This window comes from Streptomyces sp. adm13(2018), assembly GCF_008042145.1.
Taxonomy (GTDB): Bacteria; Actinomycetota; Actinomycetes; order Streptomycetales; family Streptomycetaceae; genus Streptomyces.
The window spans coordinates 1-3723 of sequence record NZ_RDBH01000029.1 but is presented as its reverse complement, the minus strand read 5'-3'; the positions used below and the strand labels follow the sequence as shown (position 1 = coordinate 3723).

At 77.0% G+C, this 3723-nt stretch carries 1 protein-coding gene and 1 pseudogene; one reads left to right on the top strand and one right to left on the bottom strand.

Annotation, left to right across the window (positions count from 1 at the left end; translation table 11 throughout):
- Positions 1–3218 (top strand): annotated as a pseudogene (locus EAO70_RS02395) (ATP-binding protein); the annotation flags it as partial.
- A 12-nt stretch (positions 3219–3230) separates the two neighbouring features.
- Here the strand turns inward: EAO70_RS02395 and EAO70_RS02390 are convergent.
- On the bottom strand, positions 3231–3723 hold a 493-nt coding region (locus EAO70_RS02390), incomplete at its 5' end, for an NPCBM/NEW2 domain-containing protein (protein WP_187283690.1).

Genomic DNA, 3723 nt, shown 5'->3' with positions numbered 1-3723 from the left:
GCCCTCCAGGCCCTCGCGGGCCGCCTCCGCCGCACCATCGGCGGCGACGCCGTCGCCTCCACCCCCGGCCCCGGCTACCGGCTCGTCGCCGACCCCGAGGACATCGACCTGTACGGCCCTCCAGGCCCTCGCGGGCCGCCTCCGCCGCACCATCGGCGGCGACGCCGTCGCCTCCACCCCCGGCCCCGGCTACCGGCTCGTCGCCGACCCCGAGGACATCGACCTGTACGTCTTCGAGCGCCAGGTCCGGGACGCGGGCACCCGCCTCGACGCCGGCGACCCCGAGCAGGCCGCCGTCCTCCTGCGCCACGCCCTCGGCCTCTTCCGGGGCCCCGCCCTCGCCGACCTGCCCGGCCCGGCCGGCGTCCGCCCCGAGGCCCAGCGGCTCGCCGCCCTGCGGCGGCGCGTCGAGGCCGACCTGCGCAGGGGCGCCACCGACGGGCTCGTACCGGAACTGACCGAGCTCACCGCCACGTACCCGTACGACGAGGCCTTCCGTGCCCACCTCATCCGGGCCCTGCGGGCCGAGGGCCGTCATGCCGACGCCCTCGCGGCCTTCGAGTCGGCCCGCCGCACCCTCGCCGACGCCCTCGGCGCCGACCCCGGCCCCGAACTCGCCGCCCTCCACCGCGAACTCCTCGCGGTGCCGGAGAGTCCGCCGCCGTCCCAGGGGAGGCAAGGCGCCGGAACCGCACCGGAGAGCCGCCCGCCGGACCGGCCGCACGCGGGCGCAGCCCCGGCCGACCGCGCCGACCTCACCCCGGCCTCCGGCAACATCCGCCCCCGCCTCACCTCCTTCGTCGGCCGGGAGCCCGAACTGGCCGCCCTCCGCGCGGACCTGGAGCGGTTCCGGCTCGTCACCCTGACCGGCCCCGGCGGCTCGGGAAAGACCCGCCTCGCGGAGGCCCCTCGCCCCCGCCGCCTGGATCGCCGAGCTCGCGCCGCTCGACGCCCCCGAGGCCGTCCCCGGCGCCGTCCTCTCCGCGCTCGGGCTCCGCGAGGTCACCCTGATCACCCGCGAGGGCGCCACCCTCCAGGACGACCCCACGGCCCGGCTGGTCGAGCACCTCGCCCGCGGCCCGTTCCTCCTCGTCCTCGACAACTGCGAGCACGTGATCGACGCGGCCGCGGCCCTCGCCGAGACCCTCCTCACCGGCTGTCCGCAGCTTCGCGTCATCGCCACCAGCCGCGAACCCCTCGGCGTGCCGGGGGAGTCGGTCCGGCCCCTCGAACCCCTGCCGCCCGACCCCGCCCACCGCCTCTTCGCCGAGCGCGCCCGCGCCGTACGCCCCGACGTCGACCTCACCCGGGACGGCGGCGCGGCCGTCGACGAGATCTGCCGGCGGCTCGACGGCCTGCCCCTCGCGATCGAACTGGCCGCGGCCCGCCTCCGGCTGCTCACCCCGCGCCAGATCGCCGACCGCCTCGACGACCGCTTCCGCCTCCTCACCTCCGGCTCCCGCACGGTCCTGCCCCGCCAGCAGACCCTCCGCGCCGTCGTCGACTGGTCCTGGGACCTGCTCGACCCCACCGAGCGCACCCTGCTCCGCCAGGTCTCGGTCTTCGCCGGCGGCTGGGACCTCGCCGCGGCGGAGTCCCTCTCCCCGCGCGCGGCGGACCCGCTCGGCGCGCTGGTCGACAAGTCCCTCGTGGTCGCCACCCCCGTCGAGGGCGGCGAGATGCGCTACCGGCTCCTGGAGACCATCCACGAGTACGCGACCGAGCGCGCCGCCGAGACCCCGGAGCTGCTCGCCGCCGCCGAGGCCGCCCACACCGCCCACTTCACGGCCCTCGCCGAAGCGGCCGAGCCGAAGCTCCGCTCGGCCGAGCAGCTTCCGTGGATCGAGCGGATCGAGCGCGACCTGGACAACATCCGCGCCGCCCTGCACCGCACCGTCGGCACCGCCCCGCAGCCGCCCGCCCCGGCCGCGAGGGGAGGCACACCGCCCGACGAGGCCGCCGCCCACCGCCTGGTCTTCGCCATGGGCTGGTTCTGGTGGCTGCGCAACTACCGGCCCGAGGGCCTGACCTGGGTCGCCCGCACGGTCGCGCTCGGCGACGACCCGGACGACCCCGACGACCCCCGCTACTGGCCCCGGATGCGCCTGCGCATGCTGCACTTCTTCCTGGAGGTGGAGAGCCGCACGCTGGGGGACTTCCAGGAACCGGAGGCGCTCGCGCTCGCCCGCCGCGTGCGGTCGGCGTTCGGCGAGCCACCCGGCCCCGAGGGCGCCCGGTTCCCCGGCCTGCTCTGGCCGTTCACCGCGTACCTCACCGAGGAACCGGCCGTGGTCCTCACTCTCCTCGACGAGGCCGTCGCCAACTGCCGGCGCCACGGCGAGGACTGGGAGGTCGGCGTCAGCCTCATGTTCCGTACGCACATGGTCGTCGACATGCCCGGCGGCATGCCCGGCATCGACGAGGACCTGGCCGAGCTCCGCGTCCTCGCCCGGAGGGTCGGGGACCGCTGGATGGGGGCGCAGATCGCGAGCGCGGTGGGCGAGGCCCATATGCTGCGCGGCCGCACGGACGAGGCCGGGGAGGCGTACGAGGAGGCCCTCCGGCTGGCCCGCGAGGTCGGCGCGCACGCCGAGTCCCCGTTCCTCCTCGCCCGCATGGCCGAACTCGCCTACCACACGGGAGACATGGAGGCGGCGGAGAAGGGGCTCGACGAGGCCGCCCGGGAGGCGGAGCGCTACCGGGTGCGGGACAGCGGCGTGTTCGTCTGCTTCCTGCGGGCCGGCGTCGCCCTGTACCGCGGTGAGGTCGCGGAGGCCCGCGCCCAGCTGGAGGAGGCGGGCCGCACGATGACGACCGGGGCGCCCCCACCGCACTTCGAGGCGGCGTTCGTGGGGCTGTCCGCACGCGTCGAGGCGTACGAGGGGCGGGCGTCCGCGGTCGCCACGGCCACCCGGGCGCTGCGCGGCGCGCGGGACGCGCAGTGCGCGGAGTTCTTCGTCTCGGGCCTGGGGGAGTGCCTCGCGGTCGTCCTGTCCGCGGCGGACGAACCGGCCCCGGCGGTCATGGTCATGGCGGCCGTCGAGGGCTGGCGCACTGAGCTGCCCCGCTCGGTGCCGAGCCTGCGGGACGTCCGGGAGGTGACCGACCGGGCTGTCGCGGCCCTGGGTCCTTCGGGCGTCGCCGCCGCCCGCGCGGCGGGGGAGGGCCTCGGCGTCGACGAGGTGCTCGCCCTCGCGGAGGGCCTCGGCGACCGGTGAGCGCGGCGGGCGTCAGGAGCAGCTGATGCGGGACTGCGCCCAGTCGGCGACCAGGGCCCGCCCGAACGGCGTGTGCTCCTCCACGACCAGCCGGAGGGTGCGGTGGCCGGTGAGGTCGACATGCACCGGGACGGGCGGGTCACCGGCCCGGACCACGCCGGAACGCCACAGCCGCTCCTCGTCCCCGTACACGGAGAACCGGACACCGCCGAAGCCGACGAGGGCGCTCAGGTCGTCCACACCGGCGATCGCGTCGTAGCTCGTGCACGACCGGTTGAGGCGGATCAGCAGGGACGAGGGCGCGTGCACGCTCACCCCGTACGCGTACGGGGTCCCGCCGGCGGACAGGTCGCGGCGCTGCCACAGCCAGCTGCTGCCGGCGAGGTCGACCTCGGGCTCGGTGCCGTCGCCGAGGACCCCGTAGTCCAGCTCGTCGACCCGGTAGACCCGCGGCGGGGCGGGAGGCGGCGGTGTCGGCTCGGCCGAGGGCTTCTCGGTCCGGGGC